20 protein-coding genes are annotated in these 21,937 nt (G+C 36.4%); 11 read left to right on the top strand and 9 right to left on the bottom strand.

All coding sequences use genetic code 11. The annotated features are described in order from the left end of the window. Positions 1-177: 177 nt before the first annotated feature. The 6 genes from M2372_RS16860 to M2372_RS16885 form a co-directional block, all read right to left on the bottom strand. Positions 178-2,538, bottom strand: a complete 2,361-nt coding sequence (locus M2372_RS16860; RefSeq protein ID WP_123319399.1) for a patatin-like phospholipase family protein — start codon at positions 2,536-2,538, stop codon at positions 178-180. Positions 2,539-2,876: 338 nt separating this feature from the next. Further along, positions 2,877-5,564: a PD-(D/E)XK nuclease family protein gene (locus M2372_RS16865; RefSeq protein WP_123319400.1), complete on the bottom strand. Its 2,688-nt coding sequence runs from the start codon at positions 5,562-5,564 to the stop codon at positions 2,877-2,879. Beyond that, positions 5,561-6,088 (bottom strand): DUF922 domain-containing protein, encoded by a 528-nt coding sequence (locus M2372_RS16870; RefSeq protein ID WP_228455702.1) that lies wholly within the window; start codon positions 6,086-6,088, stop codon positions 5,561-5,563. The genes M2372_RS16865 and M2372_RS16870 overlap by 4 nt, the downstream gene beginning before the upstream one ends. Before the next feature lie 8 nt (positions 6,089-6,096). After that, the gene (locus M2372_RS16875; RefSeq protein WP_123319402.1) at positions 6,097-6,504 is read right to left on the bottom strand and encodes a hypothetical protein; all 408 of its coding nucleotides are present in this window, start codon (positions 6,502-6,504) and stop codon (positions 6,097-6,099) included. 63 nt (positions 6,505-6,567) lie between these two features. After that, positions 6,568-7,203, bottom strand: coding sequence for a 16S rRNA (guanine(527)-N(7))-methyltransferase RsmG (gene rsmG / locus M2372_RS16880; protein WP_123319403.1), 636 nt, complete (start codon positions 7,201-7,203; stop codon positions 6,568-6,570). Positions 7,204-7,293: 90 nt separating this feature from the next. Beyond that, positions 7,294-8,139 carry a GLPGLI family protein gene (locus M2372_RS16885; protein ID WP_123319404.1) on the bottom strand — a complete coding sequence of 282 codons (846 nt, stop codon included), beginning with the start codon at positions 8,137-8,139 and terminating at the stop codon, positions 7,294-7,296. 173 nt (positions 8,140-8,312) lie between these two features. Here M2372_RS16885 and M2372_RS16890 point away from each other — a divergent pair, with 173 nt between their 5' ends. From M2372_RS16890 to M2372_RS16905, 4 genes are all read left to right on the top strand, one after another. Then, positions 8,313-9,506 carry a pyridoxal phosphate-dependent aminotransferase gene (locus M2372_RS16890; protein WP_123319405.1) on the top strand — a complete coding sequence of 398 codons (1,194 nt, stop codon included), beginning with the start codon at positions 8,313-8,315 and terminating at the stop codon, positions 9,504-9,506. Positions 9,507-9,683: 177 nt separating this feature from the next. Beyond that, positions 9,684-10,316, top strand: a complete 633-nt coding sequence (locus M2372_RS16895) for a peroxiredoxin (RefSeq protein ID WP_115969187.1) — start codon at positions 9,684-9,686, stop codon at positions 10,314-10,316. 130 nt (positions 10,317-10,446) lie between these two features. After that, on the top strand, positions 10,447-10,755 hold the full coding sequence (locus tag M2372_RS16900) for a co-chaperone YbbN (RefSeq protein WP_115968961.1): 309 nt from the start codon (positions 10,447-10,449) through the stop codon (positions 10,753-10,755). After that, a complete protein-coding gene (locus M2372_RS16905; RefSeq protein WP_002980002.1) occupies positions 10,755-11,003 on the top strand; it encodes a DUF6952 family protein in 249 nt (82 codons plus the stop codon). Before M2372_RS16900 ends, M2372_RS16905 begins: the two co-directional genes overlap by 1 nt. A gap of 401 nt (positions 11,004-11,404) precedes the next feature. Here the strand turns inward: M2372_RS16905 and M2372_RS16910 are convergent, their stop codons facing one another. The 3 genes from M2372_RS16910 to M2372_RS16920 are packed head-to-tail and all read right to left on the bottom strand — an operon-like array spanning position 11,405 to position 13,651. Further along, positions 11,405-12,094, bottom strand: a complete 690-nt coding sequence (locus M2372_RS16910) for a Bax inhibitor-1 family protein (protein ID WP_115969189.1) — start codon at positions 12,092-12,094, stop codon at positions 11,405-11,407. Positions 12,095-12,122: 28 nt separating this feature from the next. Further along, positions 12,123-12,569: a peptidylprolyl isomerase gene (locus tag M2372_RS16915; protein WP_228455703.1), complete on the bottom strand. Its 447-nt coding sequence runs from the start codon at positions 12,567-12,569 to the stop codon at positions 12,123-12,125. 47 nt (positions 12,570-12,616) lie between these two features. Next, complete coding sequence (locus M2372_RS16920; RefSeq protein ID WP_123319406.1) at positions 12,617-13,651, bottom strand: acyl-CoA reductase; 1,035 nt, start codon at positions 13,649-13,651, stop codon at positions 12,617-12,619. 59 nt (positions 13,652-13,710) lie between these two features. Between M2372_RS16920 and M2372_RS16925 the strand changes: the two genes are divergently transcribed. The 7 genes from M2372_RS16925 (at position 13,711) to M2372_RS16955 (ending at position 21,758) form a co-directional block, all read left to right on the top strand. Next, positions 13,711-14,061, top strand: coding sequence for a 4Fe-4S binding protein (locus tag M2372_RS16925; RefSeq protein ID WP_115968966.1), 351 nt, complete (start codon positions 13,711-13,713; stop codon positions 14,059-14,061). Between the two features lie 110 nt (positions 14,062-14,171). After that, on the top strand, positions 14,172-15,236 hold the full coding sequence (gene serC, locus M2372_RS16930; protein ID WP_115968968.1) for a 3-phosphoserine/phosphohydroxythreonine transaminase: 1,065 nt from the start codon (positions 14,172-14,174) through the stop codon (positions 15,234-15,236). A gap of 123 nt (positions 15,237-15,359) precedes the next feature. Next, entirely contained in the window at positions 15,360-16,325 is a 966-nt protein-coding gene (locus M2372_RS16935) for a D-2-hydroxyacid dehydrogenase (protein WP_115968970.1), read from the top strand. A 2-nt stretch (positions 16,326-16,327) separates the two neighbouring features. Next, positions 16,328-17,572 carry a DUF1015 domain-containing protein gene (locus M2372_RS16940; protein WP_115968972.1) on the top strand — a complete coding sequence of 415 codons (1,245 nt, stop codon included), beginning with the start codon at positions 16,328-16,330 and terminating at the stop codon, positions 17,570-17,572. A 55-nt stretch (positions 17,573-17,627) separates the two neighbouring features. Further along, entirely contained in the window at positions 17,628-19,034 is a 1,407-nt protein-coding gene (locus M2372_RS16945) for a M28 family peptidase (RefSeq protein ID WP_123319407.1), read from the top strand. Between the two features lies 1 nt (position 19,035). Further along, complete coding sequence (locus tag M2372_RS16950; protein WP_123319408.1) at positions 19,036-20,397, top strand: M28 family peptidase; 1,362 nt, start codon at positions 19,036-19,038, stop codon at positions 20,395-20,397. Between the two features lie 2 nt (positions 20,398-20,399). Beyond that, the gene (locus M2372_RS16955) at positions 20,400-21,758 is read left to right on the top strand and encodes a M20/M25/M40 family metallo-hydrolase (protein WP_123319409.1); all 1,359 of its coding nucleotides are present in this window, start codon (positions 20,400-20,402) and stop codon (positions 21,756-21,758) included. Positions 21,759-21,937 lie beyond the last annotated feature (179 nt).

The raw sequence follows: 21,937 nt of genomic DNA on the forward strand, positions 1-21,937 counted from the left end.
ACTTTCTTGAACTGATAAAACTGAGGTACAGCTATAGCCTTAATCCCGAGCTCTTCCCTCTCCCTGCTTCCAACTTCCTTACTTCCTTAAAACTTTCTTGAACTGATAAAACTGAGGTACAGCTATAGCCTTAATCCCGAGCTCTTCCCTCTCCCTGCTTCCAACTTCCTTACTTCCTTAAAACTTAAACCCAACACTGAAATATATTCTTGAAAAATCAAGCTGATTATTTCTGGAAATATTAATATTAATTGGCCCTATGAGAGATTCATATCCCAAGTTCACCCCATATCCAAACATTTCAAAACTATCATTGAAAGGCGAAAACTCTTCACTCACCTTTCCGTAGCTGAATGAAGGCGTTAAGTATAATCTTTTCATAATTCTGTACTGAAGTGATATACCTGCCTTTGCTACAGAATTCATTGGCAATTCTTTCTGACGAAGTCCGTTAAACTCAGGATTTAATATATCATAATTATACTCACTCCCCCCTAAATTATATTTTTGATTCAGGAAAAAGTAAGGTACTGTGTCTTCTCTGTATGCACCAAAGCTTGTTCCCAGGAACAGATTAACCTTTGCAGCCAGTCTTCTTGTAATAGGATAGGCAAAATTTTCGTTCAGGGTAAAAGATACCAAATTTTCAGGAACAAGATAACCAGGAGTCTTAGGGTTTAAAATCGGATATAACTGAGGCTGTACCACTTGCAGATCATATAAATTATACTGCTCTCCAAAATACAGTCTTGTACTTATCTGAAGATGATTCCCTCTGGTAGAAAAGTATCTCTTATTCAGATTATTCTGTTCAAACTTCAGAAACGCATTAAAATTGCTGTGATTATAAAGCTTTTTGCTAAAATTATCGGCCTTTGCCTGATCTATTTTATCCAGCAATGTATACATCCTTTCAGTACTGAATTCTGTTCCCACAGAGATAAAAGCATTAGGTGTAATATTGTAATTTAACGCTACTTTTCCAGTAATATTCCGGTACATGTGGTTAGGGAACTTTGTAGTGTAATCATCATATCCAAATGTCCTAAAAATTAAATCATTACTTTTAAGATGAACCATTTTCGCTTCAAGATCTATCCACCAACGGTCACCGCTCCCCAGGAAACACTGATAAGCCAGACGTGCCTTAAAACGTTCCGAAATATCAATAGTAGCAAGAAATCTGGATCTGTTTGCCAGGATATTTCTGTAAGTATAATTTACAATAATACCCACCGACTGTTCCGTATCGTAGTGAAGCGCAAGTTTAAAGGCTCCTTTCTTTGCTTTTTTAACGAAAATATTCATGGTAAGGCCATCTCCTTCATGGGTATAGGTATAGTATACTTTTTCGTATTGACGCATTCCAAACACCCTGTCTATTGCTTCATTGACGGTTTTCACATCATAATACTTCCCTTCCGTAAGCCCAAGTTCTTTTTTAATAACGGCAATTTCGACTTCATCAGTAAGTGAAGTTCCGTTTTCTTCGTTAAACGTGAATTTTGTTGTGGGAAGCTTTACTTCCTCAATTTTTTCATGTTCATACCTGATTCCCAATTTTTTCTGAACTTCTGCCAAGGCTACAAACTCAGGAAGATGCTTTCTGGCTTCTACTTCTCCTATTTTAATGATCTTTCTGAACCTCGCAAAGTCTTTTGTAGTAATATCTCCCAAAGGATCTACAAAGTCTACCAGAATATTGGATAAGGCCTTCTGATGTTTAAAATCTTCCACAGAACGGATCGCATGTGTCTGGTAGATCATTTTCATGGGATTTTCAATTTCTTTTTTGGTAAAAAGTCTGAAACCTGTATACCCACCGATGACAAAATCGGCTCCCATCTGGCGAACTTCATTAGCCGGATAATTTCGATCCAAACCACCATCTACCAATAATTTTCCGTCAATATAAACTGGAGCAAAAGCAGCAGGAATAGCCAATGTAGAACGAATAGCCAGTGGCAGGGATCCTTTTTTCTGCATGATCAGCCCTCCGTTTTCAATATCTGAAGAAGTAAGCTCTACAGGAATTCTCAGTTTACTGAAATCATTGATATGTTTTGCATTAAACGTGAGCGTATTCAAGACCTCTCCCATATACTGCCCTTCAATATAAGAGCTGGGAAGGGTGGGAAATCCTTTGACTACAGGAAACTCCAGAATATATTTGTCATATTCATCCTTTTCACTGATATTCACCTTGCTGTAAGGGATTTTATTGCTTAAAATTCTGTTCCAGTCAACTTTATAAATGGTTTTCTTTAATTCATCAGCATTATATCCCATTGCATATAAACCACCCAGAATTCCTCCCATGCTGGTTCCTGTAATATAATCCACCTTTATTCCAAGGGAATCTATCATCTTTAGGATACCAATGTGAGCAAATCCTTTTGCGCCTCCTCCACTCAGAGCTAAGCCAAATTTTGTATCCTTCGTTACATTTTGCAATCTGATATTCAGGGAATCGTTGATCTGCTGTGATTTAAGAAAAAGGGAAAGAATTATGGTTCCCAAAACCAGGAGTTTTTTCATGAGACAGCCTGTTTTTATGTATAAGAAAATTTTAGAGTAAATATACAATTATACCATAAAAGCCAGTCAAAAATCATTTTATTCTTTTTGAGCATTACAGAAGGCTACATCTTTGTTCACTAAAATAAAACCTCAAAATATATTTGCTTTTGTAATCATTCAGATTCACAACCTGATCTGTGAGAAACTAAAAATAACCTGAGGCTGAATTTCTAATGGAAAGACAAAGAGGACAGATATTACTTAAAAACCTGTGTATTAAGTTAATCTACGGGAAAAATAAATGAACTCTCATAAAGGTATCCATAGACCAATTATCCGTGAAGAAAATTCTAAGCTTAGTAAGATTTTATACTTTCCACAAAGTTGATATCAGGATTCAGGATTTCCAGAATAAGACTTTTAACAGATCTCATGGCATCATCAATATCTCCTTTGTCAAATACCAGCGGAACCATTCCTTTTTTGGCTTCAGCAAAGCTCCAGATCCCGGTTTCAATCGGGAAACCCCAGAACTCAGGAAGATGCTGCACTACATAATGATAGATACAGAGCTGTAATGCCTGTTTTCTGTCACTGTTATGGAAATACTCTTCTACATTATCCGCATCAATTTTTACATGGAGGTTTTTAATTTTAGCCGTTTTATAATCAATGATCCTTAAGGTACCGTTCAGCTTATCGATCCGGTCAATAAATCCTAAGAACGAAATTTTATCATTTCCGTCAAGATAAAACTCTACATTTTCAAACCTCCTTTCAATATCAATGATCTCTAATTTATTTCCCTGTCTGAGTAGATCAAGATCATAATTCAGTATATTTTCAATCACCTTTTTTGCAATGGCTTTGTGAATATAATTCATCCCTTTTTCATAGAACTCCTGCTGGTGTTTAAGCTTCTCAATAGCAATATTTATAAATTGATCTATCGCTTTAATTGATTTTTGTAAATCACTTTCTTTTAAAATCTTACCTTTCAATCCCTCATAGACTTCTTGAAGTGAATAATGCACTAAATTTCCGTAATTCTTTACTGAAAGTTCTTCTTCAATTTCATCCGATTCCGAAGTGTTCAGAATCTTGGACAGATAGAAATCAATAGGATTATAAAGATAACTTGTAAGGTGGGAAGCTGACACTTTTTCTTTCCACTTCTGAAGTCTTTCCCTTACAATTTCCGTCTTGGAAATTTCTATAGGTTTGGTGACGATGGGGTCTGAAGCATTCTCAATAATCAGATGCTCGATCTGATGAGAGCTTTCCATTTCGATCTGTGTAATGAAACGGCTTTTTTCTCCGGTATTCACTCCTGAACTCAAAGCATTATACAACAAATGGACATTTTGAGCATCCTGAATAAGTCTGTAAAAGTGATAAGCGTAAATACTGTCATTTTCCAAAAACGTATGAAGATCAAAAAATCTTCGGATATCGAAAGGAATATAGGTATTCTGTGAGTTCCCCAACGGAAGCTTTCCTTCATTTACTGAAAGCAAAATCACATTTTCAAAATTCAGCAGACGTGTTTCCAGTAATCCCATGATCTGCAGGCCACGTAAAGGTTCCCCTTGAAAATCTATACTTTCAGAGTTGATATGCTGGTTGATCAAAATCTCCAGGGTTTCCATTTTGATCTCAATATTGTAAGGAGTCAGCTGGTTCTTGATGACCCTAAAGGCATTCTCAAAGTGAGAAACGTTTTCATATTGAATATCATCTATTTCCAACCATTTTACCTGATGACAGAATGAAATAAGAATATCCAGATAAGCATGCGTTCCTGCTGCTTTCTGAAGAAGTCCAAAATAAGACAACTCTCCTAAAAGTTCGTTCAGCAGTTTTTGAGAAATATAAACAATATTTCTTTCTTCTATTTTCGTCTTAAAATCATTGATGATTAATCCATCTTTAGCAGATTTCGGAAGTTCTTCCAGTATGGGAAATACATCTCTGTAATAATATGATGTTTTGTTCTTCTCCAGTTGTTTCTGCAGATAAAAAAGTCGTTTTACCGCATTGGAAAAAGAAAGGTTCTTCAATGGAAACCCCATTGTAATATTCAGATTATCTACTCCATGCATAACGTCCAGACTGGCAGGAAGAAGGTTCTCATCCAGCAGCACTACTGCTGTATTGGAATAGGTCTTATTATTGATTTCCTTAAAGATCTCCGGCAGTACTTTCGTCTGGGTGACATTTCCGGATACTTCATAGACTTTGATCTTTTTAGGTTGGCTAAAATCATCTTCTATCCACTGAAAAGCCCTGTTATCATCAAATTCTTTCCATGTTTTATGATTTCTGAGGAATTTCCCTGCCTCCTGTCTCTCATCATTAAAGTAATACTGGTCTGCCTGGAAAAAGCATTGAGCTTTATTCCACTTCAAAAGACTTCTTACGAGTTTTTCTTCAACCGGCGTAAAGGCATTAAATCCGCAGAATACGAAATGTTCCTGGGTATTCTTCGCAAAATCCAGAATACTGGCCTTAGCAGCCTCGTGAATCATTCCTGAGGTCGCCCAGTTTTTTTCCTGCAGCCTGCTTTTTAATTCAGGAAGGAAAATATTCATATTCTGCCAGAAATTAAGGAATTTCCTTCTCGGTACATCATCATCCTCACCCAGGTTCTGAGCCCATTCCTTGATCCTTTCCTCATCAAACATGTATTGCAAAACAGCTTCATCACTGTCTGAAAATTTCAGAATATCGTCCCAATCCTTCTGCAGGGTTGGAAACCACTTCAGAAAGTCCGAAAAATCATCTCTTGGAATCAGGTTTAAGCTTCTGTAAACATTAAATGAAAAAAGCCAGAGTGGAATACCCTGAATGACCTGCCTGTCGGCAATAGTATTGATCAGCTCCTCAATTGTAAAAAAATTAGGGAGAAATCCTGAATAATTATTCTCCTCCAGAATTTGTCTGATAAATACAATCGGACGTTTTCCCGGCAGAATGATATTGAACGCCGAAAGATCCGGGTTTTGTGCCAACAGTTCGTGAATGATCTTATTGAGGAATTTCAAGGGGCTTGGTAGCTTTTAAGGTTTTCTAATTCTTTGGAAATAGCAACATTGTATTCTGCTTGTTTGTTTTCATTCATTCCATGACGTGTATCCCGGTCATAGGCTATCTGAAAACTCTTATATTCATTGGATATCTGGCTATAAATAGATTTAAATAACCTATCATAATCACCGGAGTTCCTGATGTTCTCAGCAACAGATCTTCTGAATTTCCTTACAAAAAGTTCTGCGATATCAAAATGTTTCTGCTCATGCAGTAGAATATAATCGTTAATCTTTTTGATATCCTTCCAGGATTTATCTTCGTTGAAAATCGTTTTTATTTCAATTTTTACCGGCGACTTCGGATTACTGGATTTTACTACGGAATATTCCCAGCCGCAATTGGTGTACGCTGCAACATCAGGATTGTTCCTTCTATTGACCGGGCTTTTAAAATTATCCCATACCAGTTTCTGCCCTTCCTGCCAGATAATTTTCTGTCCATATACCCAATGGGCAGATAACAGACAAAACACAAACATCAATCTCATTATTTCACCACAATCGTTTTTGTAATCCAGTTATCTCCGCCATTCCAGAATTTAAAGCTGTATTTTCCTTTTTTCTGAGGATTAAAGTTAATCTGATTTGCAGCGGTATACATATTTTGAGAACAGGGACCATTGGTTACATATTTGTAAGCCGTCACTGATCTTTCAAGTTCACCACTATAGATGTAATCATACCCATAAAACCCCTGGCACTTAGATGGATAAGCAGAATAAGTCTTTATCTGCTGTATGGCTAAAACATCCATGGTATCTCTGGTGATTTTCACGCTGTCTATCTTGATTTTGCCAATAGATTCAATGGTTTGATAATCATCATCGTCATTACACGAAACCAATACTAAACCAAACAATAATGCGGAAAATCCAATATTTAGAAGCTTTTTCATATTTTTTCAATTTCCTGATTATTAATTTATATTTAGCAAAAATTATTCCTATTTTAAGTGAAATCAGGAATTAAAATTACCTTTTGATAAGTAAACCACTTTTTTAGTATCAAAAAATTCTCCTTCAAAATATTGTTTCAGGTTGAAAATTTCGCATTTAATTCCGGCAAGTTCTTCTGCAAGATCTCCTCCTTTTAAATATAAAATTCCGTTATGTTTAGGATTAAACTGTTCTTTTTCAAATTTCCCTTTCAGCCATCTTAAAAATTCCGGCATCTGGGTTACTGCTCTACTGACTACAAAGTGGAATTTCTCTTTTAATTTTTCTGCTCTTCCGTGGATAGCCGTAACATTTTTCAACCCTACTCCTTCTGCTACAGCATTGACCACGCTGATTTTTTTACCAATGGAGTCGATCAGGGTAAATTCCGCTTCAGGGAAAAGGATAGCCAAAGGAATTCCAGGAAAACCACCTCCGGTTCCGATATCCAGAACTTTGGTTCCAGGTGCAAATTCCATTACTTTTGCTATTCCCAACGAGTGAAGGATATGTTTTTCATACAACGATTCCATATCTTTTCTGGAAATTACGTTGATCTTTTCATTCCATTCATTGTACAGGGTTTCCAGTTTTGCAAACTGTTCCAACTGAGTTTCGGTAAGATCCGGAAAATATTTTAATAGTAACGATGTAGACATGTGAATTATTATAATCCGCAAAAATAAGTTTTTATTGGCTTTATTCAAATTTTCAGAAAGAGTATCTCAAAAAATAATACAAGTTTCTTTTTAATCTGCTGTTTCTTTTTCAATAGGATTATTACTTTTCTTAAGCAGTCTTCCCAATTCTGCATCTTCATTTCCCTTACCGGCTTTTTTAATCAGACTCATATCCAATTGAGTAGCATATCCATCTTTCAATTGCACTCCCATCTTCCCTGTCTGTCCGTCTATATTGATACTCTCAATATCTTCGGGGCTGAAAATATCATCTTTCAGAAGTTTTCTATATTCCTTGTCAGACATTTTCTTATTGTTTTTAGGAACAAAGCTAAATATGGAGTTTACTTTTTTCACCTGAATCATATTAAAAACATGCTCATTATCGATATCTTTAATCCTTACTACAATCCCTGGAAGACCATTGAATTTGTAAGGACCATCGCTGATAGGATAATCTTTGGAGAACCATGCTTCCCATTCTCTGCCCTTATATCGGGCAACCGCTTTCTGGCAATTCATTCCATTGATATTTAAAAATTCTTTCTCTACAGACCATTTTGGGACTTCAGAATCTGTAATCACAAGATTGGCCGTTTTGTATTTATCATATAAATTGGCCTCTCTTTTCGAGTAGTCCTTTTCAATGATATAACTTAAGCTTCTGTCATAGTTTTTACTCTTAAAAAGAACTTTAAGGTTTTTATCTGCCTGGTAAACAGAATCTCTTTCATATTTCACTGCATTATAAAAATAAGATTTCTTCCCATCGGAATCCAGATTCATATAATCTGTAACCAAGGAGTCTTTATGATCAATATCAGATTTCATTTTGTACTCATACACAAAACGATAGTTTTGGGCAGATACTGTACAGGCTAATGCCAAAAGTAAAAGTTTATATATTTTTTTCATGGAATTAAGTTTTTAAGGAAATAAATTTTTCCAATACAAATTATATCAAAAAAAACACCTTAACTACAAATATAGTGAAACCTTCTAAACCTGATAAAAATCTTTAAACCTGTTCCCTTTTTATTTCTCCCGCAAAACGTTTTATTATATATTTGTTAAAATTCAAAAAAAACATGGATAAACTATCAGATAGAGTAAAAAGACTAGGATACTCACAGACCTTTGTAATGTCTAATAAAGCAAGGGAGATGAAGGCGAATGGAATTGATGTAATCAGCTTAACCCTTGGTGAACCGGATTTTGATGTTCCGGACAATATCAAACAGGCAGCGTTTGATGCCATCAATCAAAATTATAGCCACTACTCTCCTGTTCCGGGATTCCTTGAACTGCGTGAGGCGATTGCATATAAATTAAAAAGAGACAATAACATAGAATACAAACCAACCCAGATTTGTGTTTCCAATGGCGCTAAACAAGCGATTTTAAATGTTTTGGCCGCCATCATCAATCATGGTGATGAAGTTTTACTTCCTGCTCCTTATTGGGTAAGCTATGACGAAATGGTAAGAATGATGGACGGAACTTCTGTAATCCTTCCAACATCTTACGTTAACGATTTCAAAGTAACTGCTGAACAGCTTGAAGAAGCAATTACTGACAAAACAAAGGCTATTCTTTTCAGTTCACCATGTAACCCATCAGGAGGATATTATACCTATGATGAATTAAAATCCATTGCTAAAGTGGTTGCCAAGTATCCTCAGGTAACTATTATTTCAGATGAGATCTACGAATTTATCAATTATGAAACAAAAACAACTTCTATCGCTCAGTTTCCGGAAGTCTACGAGCAGACCGCTGTAATCAACGGAATGTCTAAAGCTTTTGCAATGACCGGATGGAGAATCGGATATTCGGCATGCCCGGAGTGGCTGGCTAAAGCCTGTGAAAAAGTACAGGGACAAATGACAAGTGGTGCTAATACCGTTGCCCAGAGAGCTTCTATCACCGCTTTAAAAGCAGATCCATCTGAATACCGATATATGGTTGATGCTTTTAAAAAGAGAAGAGATCTTGTATATGAACTGATTCAGGAGATTCCAGGATTTAAAGTTCTGCTTCCAAAGGCAGCCTTCTATTTCTTCCCGGATATTTCATATTATATTGGAAAAACACTTAACGGAACAGAAATTAAAAATTCTGATGACTTTGCAATGTTCCTGTTAGAAAATGCACATGTAGGTTGTGTCGGAGGTTTCTCTTTCGGAAGTCCGGAATGTATCAGATTCTCTTACGCCGCTTCTGAAGAGGAATTAAGAGAAGCCATGAGGAGAATTAAAGAACTGTTGGAAAAGTTCGGATAACCCTTGCAATAAAATCTCAATTAACATATATAAAATAATGAAAAGCCCTGAATTCAGGGCCTTTTATTTAATAACACATCAAAAACAATTATAGATTTTATTTATCGAAATTCATTTGTTCGATAGATGAAACTTTTCTATATTTGCAACAGAAATTTAAATATAAAACAGAAAATTATGTCATTAGTAGGAAAAAAATTCCCGAATTTAACAATCGATGCAATGTCTGAAATGGGTGATGATTTAAGAATCAACATCCTTGAAGAAGCTACAAAAAACCAACAAAAAGTTCTTTTGTTCTGGTACCCTAAAGATTTCACTTTCGTATGTCCTACTGAGCTTCACGCTTTTCAGGAGGCTTTAGGTGAATTCGAAAAAAGAAACACTAAAGTAATCGGTGCATCTTGTGATACTAACGAAGTACATTTCGCATGGCTGAACACTCCAAAAGATAACGGAGGTATTGAAGGAGTAACTTACCCGCTTTTAGCTGATACTCACAGACAATTGGCTAACACTTTAGGTATCGTAGATCAGGATTTCGAATATAACGAAGATGGAGAAGAAATCTTCACCGGTTCTAACGTAACCTACAGAGCAACTTACCTTATCGACGAAACTGGAAAAATTTTCCACGAAGCGGTAAACGATATGCCTCTAGGTAGAAACGTAAAAGAATTCTTAAGATTAATCGACGCTTACACTCACGTTCAAAAACATGGTGAAGTATGTCCTGCAAACTGGGAAGAAGGTAAAGATGCTATGAAAGCTGACAGAACTTCTACTGCAGAATACTTAGCGAAGAACTAATTCAATTTAACAATCTACTAATTTAACAATGTAACAATACGTCATTGTAACAATAGTTTTTTTATTGGTACATTGATATACTATTCAATTGTTACATTGTTAAATTTTAATTCTTAAAATTTAACCTATTATGTACACAGAATTAACCGAAGATACATTACAGAATATAGTAAACGACAACGAAAAAGTAGTTGTTCAATATGGCGCAACATGGTGCGGAAACTGCAGAATCATGAAGCCTAAATTCAAAAAATTAGCTTCTGAGAACGAATCTATTCCTTTCTTATATGTAGATGCTGAAAAACTTCCTGAAAGCAGAAAATTAGCAAAAGTAGACAACTTACCTACATTCGCTATCTTTAAAAATGGCGAATTGGTAAACCAGGTTCAATCTAACCAGACTGAAAGTTTAATTAACCTTTTTAACGAATTAGCATAATGAAATTACCCGTAATCAGACAGTTCTATCAGAATCAAACCCCTGAGAACCTAGAAAAAACACTAGAAGTATTAGAAAGCTTCTGCGAATTCAGAGGAACAAGTGAAGAGGATTTAAATGTTGCAGGAGAGCTTATTACGAACATTTGTGGAGCTTTAGAAGTTCATGCTAATGTACAAAATGGAATGAGCGAAAAAGATGCCTTAAATTCTTTTGCCCAAAAGGTTTTAGGATCGATTGATAAATAGTCTTTATCATTCTCCATTCAAACACAAAACAACCGAGGTTTTCCTCAACTCTATACTTCCCTATTCTTTAACAGCCCTTCTACTTTTATCACTGAAACAGAACTTCAGAGGCTTTTCAAATCCTACTGAAGCAGGGTTTAGCATTGAGCCCGTTAAAGAATATCCAATTAAAATCCCGATGAAATGTCATCAGGATTTTTTGGGCTCTTACCCATCAAACATTAATTTCCCACTGATTTTGTACTAACAGCACAAGTACCATGACGCAAAAAGTGCCATTTGCAGTAAAAAACATCTGTTGAATCCGTAAATCTGCGAGACAAAAAAAACAGATCCATACAAATAAAAAATCCTGATGAAAACTCACCAGGACAATTATTTAATGTTAAATAGATATTCAATTAGCTTCTTCTGCTCATCAGAATATTCAGGATATACCAGAATAAAAGCATAATAGAGGCAAAAAGCTGTAACGCCGCTCCTACATACTGATTGGTAGCATAAGCATCCTTCAGTTTACTTGTCTGATATAAAATCGTTGCAGAAGCAAGAATTACCATTCCTACAGAGAACCATAATCCAAGATTAAAACCGAATGCCATTCCTCCGATAATCAATCCGATAGAAATAAATCCACCAATAATGATGATATTTCTTAAAAAGGAAAAATCTCTTTTGGAAGTAAAAGCAACTGCAGAAATCCCCGCAAACATAGCCACTGTTAAAGTAGCTGCCTGGAAGATGATATTAGCACCACCTGCAACATTAGTAGCTATATAAAGCAATGGTAAAAAAATCACCGCCTCCAATACGATATAGAATCCTAAACCAAGGTACTGAGTGGATTGACTTTGTGAAAGCGACCATTTAGAAGCTAAAATAGAAGCCAGCCAGAAAACCCCGATAATTAATAACCAGGTAAATCTTCCGCTAAACATCATCGCAATAATCTCTACGGGTACAGTTTTCAACAAAATAGTCTCAACTCCAATAAATGCAAGAATAGATAATGCAACATGCAAATACGTCTTCTTGTAAAAATTCGCTTTCTCTACGTCTGTAGAATGAGCGACTAAAACATCTGTCATCATAGTTATATTTTTTTTGATTAATAGAAATTTATTTTTCCACTCCGGCAGGCAATACTCCGAGAATCTTTCCATCATCTTCAAATACAGCGCTTATCACTTCTTTTGATTCAGAATCTCCGGCATATTTATATTTAATGTTAGGATGATTCACACCATCCATGTTAACATAATAGCCTACTTTCAGAGGTTCCAGTTTTTTGTTGGCATCAATTCCGTCCTTTACCTTGTTAAGAACATTCTCAGTAACAATTTCTTTTACTTTATCAGAAAGCAGCTCCTTTGCAATTTTATAATCCGAAGAATGCAAAGCTTTGATAAATTTCTGAAAATTATCATTATAAACATTCACTTTATCCTTACTTATAGTAGCAGGCTGCTCTTTCTTTTGGCTGTTCTCAACCTTCAACCCCGCTACTTTCTGAGCAAACGTCAACTGCGCACCAACAATCGCCAGACCTAAAAATATTTTTTTCATATTATTCATTTTGTTATTAGTGAAATAGGTCATGGAAGATACGAAAATCAGACCACTTCCAAAAATTTCATTGTATCCACATTATCTGCATAGGTATCAAGACCCGGATTCTGCGCTTCACCAAAAGAAATCGAATTTAATTCCAACTCATCTTTCGCTACTATACACTGGATATCCTCCTCGTTTTCAGCAATAAAGCCTTTAACCTCCTCCAACGATTCATATCGGCTGAAATTAATTACAGAAAGCGGACTGAACAATTTATCATCTTCTTTCAGCATCACAAAATTATTATCCCAGAATTTATCCTGATTCAAAAGATAAACCGCTCTGTTGTAATCATAATTATTAGCATATTTATTATGATTGATAATATCCTGGAATCCTATAAAGCTTTCAAATAAGCGATCAATAACAAAATCCTGAGGAATAAAAATTCTTGTCACATTTCTGCACCCTAAACCGAAGTATTGAAAAATATCATTCGCCAAAAGCTGCAGTTCCTCATTGGTTTCATCACCCTTTAAAACAGCGATGGAAGTTCTGTTTTTACGGATAATACTTAAATGGTTTTTAAAATAATACTCAAGGTATCTTGCTGTATTATTGCTTCCGGTAGCAATAACTGCATCAAAATTCGCTAATTTTTCTACAAATTCAAACTGCACCTGGCCATCTGAAAACTCATTCCATTTTTTTAATAGGAACGGGATCAAATACCTGTCTTTAGAAGATAACTTAATTACAGGGATGTGATTGCTGAGTACTACAGAAATCACGTCATGAAACCCTACCAAAGGAATATTTCCGGCTAAAATCAACCCCACTCTCTTTGAAGTTGCAGAGATTGAATAATTTTTAAGCCAGTTTTTAATACTTACCTCAGTAAGAAGATCTGCCCATTGCTGTAAAGCAAATTTCTGATTATCAACTACAAACCACGGATTTTCTATTTGAGATTTTTTTAACAATAACTCAATATTTACATCATCTTCATTGTGATCTTCTGGTTTTTTCGCTAAAAACGCTTTTATATAATCACTTAATTTAATAAGTCCTAAAACTTGATTTTCGATATTCATAATTACTTTAAAATTGGGGAATATTTTGTAATTTTGTGCAAATTTAAAAAAAATTAGCGATGGCTATTAAAATAACTGATGAATGCATTAATTGTGGGGCTTGTGAACCGGAATGTCCAAACAATGCAATATATGAAGGAGCTGTAGATTGGAAAGCTTCTGAAGGAACCAGTCTTCAGGGGACTATTACAATGCCTTCAGGACTTACTGTAGATGCTGATGCACCACAGGAACCTGTAAGTGATGATGTTTATTTCATTGTTACAGATAAATGTACGGAATGTAAAGGATTCCATGAGGAGCCACAATGTGCTGCGGTATGTCCGGTAGACTGCTGTGTTCCGGATGAAGATCATGTAGAATCTGAAGAAACTTTGCTTAATAAGAAAGCTTTCTTACACGGCGAATAAAAAAAATTCCGTCTCATCATGTGTGAGGCGGCTTTTTTTAACCTAAATCCAATAAAACCAAAAATTCAGCTAAAGGACTCCATTTCCTGAAGCAACCAAAAAATAAAAATATGAACAAAAAGCACAACTTCAGCGCAGGGCCATGTATCTTACCACAGGAAGTGTTCGAAAAATCGGCACAGGCAATCTTAGATTTTAACGGTATTGGATTATCTCTTCTTGAAATATCGCACAGAAGCAAGGATTTCGTTGCTGTAATGGACGAAGCACGTGCAATTGTAAAAAGATTAATGAACCTTGGTGACGATTATGAGGTTCTTTATTTAGGAAGCGGCGCAAGCATGCAGTTTGCCATGGTTCCTTATAACCTGATGAAAGCAGACGGAAAAGCGGCTTACCTGGACACAGGAACATGGGCAGCCGGAGCCATCAAAGAAGCCAAAAAATTAGGAACAGTAGATGTATTGGGTTCTTCAAAAGAAGAAAACTATTCTTTTATTCCTAAAGGTTATACAGTAGGTTCAGAATACGACTATTTCCACTGTACTTCCAATAACACTATTTACGGAACTCAGATGAAATCTTTCCCTGAAGTAGACACTCTGATGGTATGCGATATGAGTTCTGATATTTTCTCAAGACAGCTGGATTTTTCTAAATTTGATTTAATCTATGCGGGGGCTCAGAAAAATATGGGACCTGCAGGTGTTACTTTAGTAGTGATCAAAAAAGAAATTCTTGGCAAAACAGGAAGAGAAAATATGCTGTCTATGCTGGACTATTCTCAGCATATCTCCAAAGAATCTATGTATAATACTCCACCGGTATTCCCTATCTACGCTTCTTTACTTACGCTTCAGTATCTTGAAAATAATGGCGGAATTGCTGCTGCAGAACAAAGAAACGAAGCTAAAGCAAAGCTTTTATATGATGAAATCGACAGCAACCCATTATTTGAAACGTTCTGCGTAAAAGAAGACCGTTCGTTAATGAATGTTTCTTTCAAGCTTACAGATGAAAGCAAGAAAGAAGAATTTGACAATGCATGGAAAGCAGCAGGAATCAGTGGATTAAACGGACACAGAAGCCTTGGCGGATACAGAGCCAGCTTATACAATGCCTTACCTATTGAAAGCGTACAGGTATTGGTGGATGTAATGAAATCTATCAAATAATTTAAGCATAAAGAAATTCAAAGATTGAAAGATTTAGAAGCGACAAATTTAAATTTCTTAATTTGCGCCTAGTTTTAAAATTTTGAAAAATCTAAATTTTTCAATCTTTAAATCCAATAACACATGAAAGTTTTAGCAAACGATGGAATCTCAAAAGCAGGAGAACGGGCTTTAAAAGACGCCGGAATTAATATTCTGGACAATAGAGTGGCTCAGGATCACGTTATTAATTTTATCAACGATAATAATGTAGATGTTCTTCTTGTAAGGAGTGCAACAAAAGTAAGACAGGATCTGATTGATGCCTGCCCGGGGCTTAAAGTTATAGGCAGAGGCGGTATCGGAATGGATAACATAGACGTTGAATATGCAAAAAGTAAGGGAATTAAAATCATCAATACCCCAACAGCATCTTCAAAATCCGTTGCGGAACTGGTTTTCGGGCACTTTATTTCATTGGCAAGATTCCTTCACGAATCAAACAGACTAATGCCTTTGGAAGGGGAAACTCATTTCAACGCCATGAAAAAGTCATTCAGTAATGCGTATGAACTTTCAGGAAAAACATTAGGAGTAATTGGCTTTGGAAGCATTGGCCAGGAAGTTGTAAAAATAGGAATTGCCTTAGGAATGAAAATACAGGTGCTGACAAGAAGCCCGAAAACAGAAGTCCTGACCCTGAACTTCTTTGACGGACAGTCGGTGAATTTTGAAATCACTTCCACCAATGACATGGACGCTTTCCTTAAAGAAGCAGATTTCATCAGTATCAATACTCCGAGAACGAATGAATACATTATAGACACTCCACAGTTTGAGAAAATGAAGGATGGCGTCTATATTGTAAATACTGCAAGAGGCGGTGTAATGAATGAAGTAACACTGATTGATTTTATTGATTCCGGAAAAGTAGCGGGAGCAGCATTGGATGTATTTGAAAGCGAACCCAATCCTGAACTTCCTTTACTGATGAATCCGGCATTATCACTTTCTCCTCATGTAGGTGGAAATACGGTAGATGCGCAAGAGAAAATCGGTATCGAACTTGCAGAACAAATTATTAAGCTACAAAAAGAAACTATAAGATAAATATGCCTGTTTTTAAACCTTTCCGTGGAATAAGACCTCACAGAGATTTTGAGGATACTTTCCCTACCCATCCACTGGATAATTTTACCCAGGAAGAAATAGCAGAAAAAGCACAAGTTGAAAATACTTACATCAACATGATAAAACCATATGTTGTAAGTAAATCTAAAGATGTTGACCGGAACCTGAGAAAGATCCGTTCCACATTCGAAGAACTTCTGGACGAAAAGAAACTCGTTCAGGATAATTCTGCCTATTATCTTTACGAACAAATATATCCTAACAAGCAAATTTTTAGAGGGCTTCTAGGTCTGGCAAGTATTGAAGATTTCTGGAACGGAAAAATCAAAAGGCACGAAAGTACCATTCCCCAGAAAAAAGAAAAACTGGCTCATTACCTTGAAAAAGTAAATCTTCAGGCTGAACCGGTACTTCTTACCTACCCTGCCAACTCGAAAATTGAGTTGCTGATGAATCATGAGGAAAAGAATGTTCCGATTTTCAATCATGTAGATACCATTGGAATCAGACATAAGATCTGGAGAATAGATAACCGTCTGAAGCTTCAGCAGTTTAAAGAAGTAATCGACCAGATTGATTCCTTCTATATTGCTGACGGACACCACAGAATTGGTTCTACTGCATTAAATGCAAAGAAACATAAGGAGAAAAACAAAAGGCACAACGGTACAGAGCTTTATAACTTTGTGTATAGCTTTATCGTTTCCAACCAATCAATTAAGATTCATGATTACAACAGAATTCTTCATGATCTGAACGGCCTTTCCAGCGAACAGTTCTTAAAAGAACTTGATCAGTATTTCCTGATTCATGAAAAAGGTCAGACCCCTTATTTCCCTTCTCAGAAATTCCACATCTCCATGTATCTGGATGGTAAATTTTACTCCCTTCATGTGAAACACGACCTTCGTTCCAAGGAAATGTCTCTGGAAAACCTTGACCACCACTTGTTGGACAAATACATTTTCAAAGGTATTCTAAAAATAGAAGATCCGGACAGTTCTGATTTGATCTCTTATGTAAAAGGAACATCCAACATCAATGGAATCAATATCTTAAAAGAAAAGATAGATGAAAAAGAAGGAGTTGCAGGCTTCGGTATTTATCCTGTAAGTTTTAATGACATGATTAAAATTTCAGACTTAAAATTAAGTATGCCTCCAAAATGTACATTCATTGAGCCAAAATTGATTACAGCACTGTTAATGTACGATATGAAACCTTAATAAATTCCTATTTTTTTCCTACTTTTATCATTGGAAAAAGAAAGGTAAATAAAAAATGAAAAAAATATTCATTATACTTCCACTCTTTTTGAGTGGATTTTTATTTTCTCAAAAAAAAGTCCAGAAAAAGCCTGCCGGCAGAACAGCAATTCCTGTAAAATTAAATTACCATGATGAATTCAAAAAGATCTCAGATGAGATCATGACCAACGGCAGAGCTTATGAAAATCTTGGAGAACTCACAAAAGGTATAGGGCCACGTTTCAGTGCAACCCCCGGTTACACAAAAGCAGTAGAATGGGCTGAAAAAAAGTTCAAGGAAATTGGCATTAATATGATCTGGAGACAGGAAGCCAAAGCTCCAATCTGGATCAGAGGGAAAGAGTCTTTACAGATAAAAGCAGAAAATGGTGAATGGAAAAGCCTCAGAATGCTTTCTTTCGGAAACTCTGAAGGAACCGGAGGAAAAGATCTGACAGGTGAAATTGTTTTAATCAATTCCACTTCAGAGCTTAATGCAATGTCAATAGGCCAGCTAAAAGACAAAATAGTCTTCGTAAATGTTCCTATGGACCCGAAAATCATCAACACCAGTGATTCTTATTTACAGACCGCTAAATCAAAATTAATTTCTGCTTCCGTTATTGCTAAAACCGGTGCAAAAGCTTTAATCATAAGATCACTAACAACAGCTAGCGATGATACGCCGCATGCCAAAATGATTTACTACGAACCAGATGATAAAGTTAAAATTCCAGCTTTATCAATAGGCGTAAGATCAGCAGATGAACTGGAAAAAACATTAAAAAAGCAAAAAGTAACGGCTAAAATCAACATGACTGCCGAATCAAAAGGCAATACAACCAATCCTAATATTATAGCTGAAATTCAAGGCAATAAAGATTCCAAAGTAATTGTTCTGGGAGCACAGCTTGATTCATGGGATATTGGAGAAGGAGCAATTGATGATGGAACAGGAGTCGCTCAATGTATCGAAGTATTAAGAACACTGAAGGCACTCGGATATGAAAATAATCACACCATTCGCGTAGTCCTGTATGCCAACAGTGAAAACGGAGGGCAAGGCCGCGAAATGTATGCAGCTTATGTGAAAAAGAAAGATGAAAAACACATCTTTGCACTGGGGACAGATGCAGGAGGCTATTCTCCGCGAGGATTTTCTTTGGATATGTCTCCCCAGAGAAGAAGATTAGTTTCTCCCTGGAAAGAATATTTTCTTCCTTATGGCATTTATGATTTCGACCAAACAGATGCTATTCAGGACATTTCTCCTTTAAAAAAGCTGGACATTCCTTTAGCAGAACTTGTGGTAGACACCCAAAGATATTTCGATTATCATCATTCCGAACAGGATACTTTTGATAAAGTAAACAAAAGGGAACTTCTTCTCGGAGCGGCTGCCATAACACAAATGATTTTTATGGTTGATAAAAACTGGTAATATGAAAAAGACAATCACAATCTCATTATTAACTTTAGGAGCAGCCTTCATATCAGCCCAGGCTAAAGAAGATTCTATACAATTCAATAAAATTTCCACCGAAATTTTAAATAACGGAAAAGGATATGAAGAACTTCGGGAACTCACTAAAAATATCGGTCACCGGTTAAGTGGTTCAGAAGCCTATGAAAAATCTGTGCAATGGGCAGCACAAAAACTTCGTGATGCCGGAGCAGATAAAGTATGGCTTCAGGAAGTAATGATCCCGGTTTGGGTAAGAGGAAAAGAATCTCTATACATCAAAACCTCCGGCGGAAGCTGGAAAAGTCTTAAAATGCTTTCTCTCGGGAACTCCGAAGGAACAGCCGGAAAAGATGTTTCAGGGGATATCATCATGGTTAAATCCCTGGAAGAATATGATAAACTCCCTGCTGAAAAGGTAAAAGATAAGATTGTTTTCTTTAATTACCCTTTTAATCAGGGAAATGTACAGACTTTTATTTCCTATAGAGAGTCAGGAGCCTACAGACGCACCGCAGCTTCTTTAACCGCAAAGAAAGGTGGAAAATTTGCAATCATCAGATCTCTTTCTTCAGCTTTTAACGATATTCCGCATACAGGAAACATGCGATATGAAGAGAATATTGTCAAAATTCCGGCTGTTACTATCGGAAATACGACAGCAGATGAACTCGAGGCTTTATTAAAAAATCAGAACGTCACGGCAAAACTCAATTCCAATTGTGGTATGAAGGAGGAAAAGCTATCCCATTCAGTTATCGGTGAAATTACGGGTAAAAAAGATCAAAATGTAATCGTAGTAGGTGGGCATCTTGATTCCTGGGATGTAGGCGAAGGCGCCCATGATGATGGCTCCGGAATTGTTCAGAGCATTGAAGTCTTGAGAACATTCAAAAAATTAGGAATACAGAATAACCATACCATCAGAGCAGTCTGTTTTGCTAACGAAGAAAACGGAACCAAAGGCGGAAAGCAATACGGAAAAACAGCAAAGGATAACCATGAAAAGCATCTCTTTGCCATAGAATCTGATGCAGGAGGCTTTTCTCCCCGCGGAATTTCTCTGGAAATGGATGACGCGAAAAGAAATCAGATCAAAAGCTGGGTAAATCTGTTTTTACCTTATGGCGTTTATAATTTCGAAGGAAAATATTCAGGTTCAGATATCGCTCCTCTCCATGAGATGGGTGTTCCTACAGCAGAACTCGTTCCGGAGCCACAAAGGTATTTTGATATTCACCATACAGCAGAAGATACTTTTGAAAAAGTCAACCGCAGAGAATTACTTCTCGGTTCAACGGTGATGACACAACTTATTTATATGATTGATAAAAATTGGTAACAATGAAAAAGATATTAGGAACCTCATTATTGTTTTTAGGATTGGCCGTTTTTGGCCAGGCCAGAGAAGACTCAATACAATTTAGCAAGATCTCCCTTGAAGTTTTAAATAACGGAAAAGGATACAGTGATCTTCGCGAACTCACTAAAAATATTGGCCACCGTTTAAGCGGATCTGAAGCTTATGAAAAATCTGTACAATGGGCTGCACAAAAACTTCGTGAAGCAGGAGCAGATAAAGTATGGCTTCAGGAAGTGATGATCCCGGTTTGGGTGAGAGGAAAAGAATCCCTACACATTAAAACCTCCGGCGGAGGCTGGAAAAGTCTTAAAATGCTTTCTCTCGGGAACTCCGAAGGAACAGGCGGAAAAGATATTTCAGGAGAAATTATCATGGTGAAATCTATGGATGAATACAATAATCTTACACCAGAACAGGTAAAAGATAAAATACTGTTCTTCAATTACGCTTTCAAACAATCATTCATAGAAACTTTTAAAGGTTATGGTGATGCAGCCAAGTACAGAACAACAGCAGCATCTTTAACCGCTAAAAAAGGAGGAAAATTTGCTATTATCCGTTCTCTTTCCTCAGCTTTCGACGATGTTCCTCATACAGGAGCCATGCGTTATGAAGAAAACGTTTCTAAAATACCCGCTGTAGCTGTCGGAAGTACTACTGCAGACGAGTTGGAAACTTTATTAAAGAGTCAGAAAATTACAGCAAAACTGAACTCCAATTGTGGAATGAAAGGTGAGAAACTCTCCCACTCCGTGATTGGTGAAATTACAGGTAAAAAAGACCAAAGTGTAATTGTAGTAGGTGGTCATCTTGATTCCTGGGATGTAGGAGAAGGCGCTCATGATGATGGAGCCGGAATTGTTCAGAGCATTGAAGTTCTGAGAACATTCAAAAAATTGGGAATACAGAATAACCATACGATCAGAGTTGTTTGCTTTGCCAATGAAGAAAATGGGGTAAAAGGTGGTATTCAATATGGAAAAACAGTAAAAGAAAAGAATGAAAAACATCTTTTTGCCATAGAATCCGATGCCGGAGGTTTTGCTCCGAGAGGGATCGCACTGGATATGGATGACACCAAAAGAAAACAGATCCAAGGCTGGTCCAAACTATTCCTGCCTTATGGAGTGTATAACTTCGAAGAAAAGTTTTCCGGAACAGACCTCTACCCGCTTCATGATATGGGAATTCCTGCAGCTGAGCTGATGCCCGATTCTCAGCGTTACTTTGATATTCACCACACAGAAGAAGACACTTTTGAAAAAGTTAATAGAAGAGAGCTTTTATTAGGCGCTGTAGCTATGACCCATATTATTTATATGATTGATAAGAACTGGTAATGAAATACTAGCTTGATATAAATTAACCCCATTAAATTCTATAAGATTTGATGGGGTTTTCTTTTATTACTTTAAAAACATAAATCTCAGAAATGATTATGTAAGGTGAGGACACTGAATGGATTTTAGAAAGTTTTCGCTTTAAAAATCTAACGGTGTTTTGTTATTCCTTAGAAATC

Source organism: Chryseobacterium sp. BIGb0232 (assembly GCF_024810195.1).
GTDB lineage: Bacteria > Bacteroidota > Bacteroidia > Flavobacteriales > Weeksellaceae > Chryseobacterium > Chryseobacterium pennae.

What these genes read in the sequence shown, in the direction of transcription:
- M2372_RS16860 (WP_123319399.1), bottom strand. Translation starts at nt 2,538, where the DNA reads ATGAAAAAACTCCTGGTTTTGGGAACCATAATTCTTTCCCTTTTTCTT.
- M2372_RS16870 (WP_228455702.1), bottom strand. Translation starts at nt 6,088, where the DNA reads ATGTTTGTGTTTTGTCTGTTATCTGCCCATTGGGTATATGGACAGAAA.
- M2372_RS16875 (WP_123319402.1), bottom strand. Translation starts at nt 6,504, where the DNA reads ATGAAAAAGCTTCTAAATATTGGATTTTCCGCATTATTGTTTGGTTTA.
- rsmG (WP_123319403.1), bottom strand. Translation starts at nt 7,203, where the DNA reads ATGTCTACATCGTTACTATTAAAATATTTTCCGGATCTTACCGAAACT.
- M2372_RS16885 (WP_123319404.1), bottom strand. Translation starts at nt 8,139, where the DNA reads ATGAAAAAAATATATAAACTTTTACTTTTGGCATTAGCCTGTACAGTA.
- M2372_RS16890 (WP_123319405.1), top strand. Translation starts at nt 8,313, where the DNA reads ATGGATAAACTATCAGATAGAGTAAAAAGACTAGGATACTCACAGACC.
- M2372_RS16895 (WP_115969187.1), top strand. Translation starts at nt 9,684, where the DNA reads ATGTCATTAGTAGGAAAAAAATTCCCGAATTTAACAATCGATGCAATG.
- M2372_RS16900 (WP_115968961.1), top strand. Translation starts at nt 10,447, where the DNA reads ATGTACACAGAATTAACCGAAGATACATTACAGAATATAGTAAACGAC.
- M2372_RS16905 (WP_002980002.1), top strand. Translation starts at nt 10,755, where the DNA reads ATGAAATTACCCGTAATCAGACAGTTCTATCAGAATCAAACCCCTGAG.
- M2372_RS16910 (WP_115969189.1), bottom strand. Translation starts at nt 12,094, where the DNA reads ATGATGACAGATGTTTTAGTCGCTCATTCTACAGACGTAGAGAAAGCG.
- M2372_RS16915 (WP_228455703.1), bottom strand. Translation starts at nt 12,569, where the DNA reads ATGAAAAAAATATTTTTAGGTCTGGCGATTGTTGGTGCGCAGTTGACG.
- M2372_RS16920 (WP_123319406.1), bottom strand. Translation starts at nt 13,651, where the DNA reads ATGAATATCGAAAATCAAGTTTTAGGACTTATTAAATTAAGTGATTAT.
- M2372_RS16925 (WP_115968966.1), top strand. Translation starts at nt 13,711, where the DNA reads ATGGCTATTAAAATAACTGATGAATGCATTAATTGTGGGGCTTGTGAA.
- serC (WP_115968968.1), top strand. Translation starts at nt 14,172, where the DNA reads ATGAACAAAAAGCACAACTTCAGCGCAGGGCCATGTATCTTACCACAG.
- M2372_RS16935 (WP_115968970.1), top strand. Translation starts at nt 15,360, where the DNA reads ATGAAAGTTTTAGCAAACGATGGAATCTCAAAAGCAGGAGAACGGGCT.
- M2372_RS16940 (WP_115968972.1), top strand. Translation starts at nt 16,328, where the DNA reads ATGCCTGTTTTTAAACCTTTCCGTGGAATAAGACCTCACAGAGATTTT.
- M2372_RS16945 (WP_123319407.1), top strand. Translation starts at nt 17,628, where the DNA reads ATGAAAAAAATATTCATTATACTTCCACTCTTTTTGAGTGGATTTTTA.
- M2372_RS16950 (WP_123319408.1), top strand. Translation starts at nt 19,036, where the DNA reads ATGAAAAAGACAATCACAATCTCATTATTAACTTTAGGAGCAGCCTTC.
- M2372_RS16955 (WP_123319409.1), top strand. Translation starts at nt 20,400, where the DNA reads ATGAAAAAGATATTAGGAACCTCATTATTGTTTTTAGGATTGGCCGTT.